Consider the following 353-nt stretch of genomic DNA (forward strand, 5'->3'; position numbering starts at 1 on the left):
ACAGACTCGGCTCCTGTGATGGTGAAGCTGGCCGCCTCACCGCTACCTAATTGCTCGATTTGTTCCTCGACCGGATAATTCTCAAAAATAAGAATATGATTAATCAAATCCTGCTTAAGCTCCGACAATCCCTGAATTTCATACAACGGATACGTATCGTAGACATGGGAATCAATCGATTGCTCCTGGATGTGCTTCATCACGTCAGAGAATACACTGTCCTTATGACTGCGGATACGTACCGGAATCGTATTGATAAACAGACCAATGATATGTTCCACATTCGGAATGTCTGCCGGACGTCCAGATACCACGCTGCCAAACACGACATCATCGGTGCCATTATATTTTTG

Annotated in this window: 1 protein-coding gene; it reads right to left on the bottom strand. The window is 45.0% G+C overall.

Going from position 1 to position 353, the window contains the following annotated elements; genetic code table 11:
• On the bottom strand, positions 1–353 hold a 353-nt coding region (locus HFD99_RS25050; RefSeq protein ID WP_167441076.1), incomplete at both ends, for a condensation domain-containing protein.

Origin of the sequence: Paenibacillus sp. EKM301P, assembly GCF_011800295.1 — a bacterium.
Classification (GTDB): domain Bacteria; phylum Bacillota; class Bacilli; order Paenibacillales; family Paenibacillaceae; genus Paenibacillus; species Paenibacillus polymyxa.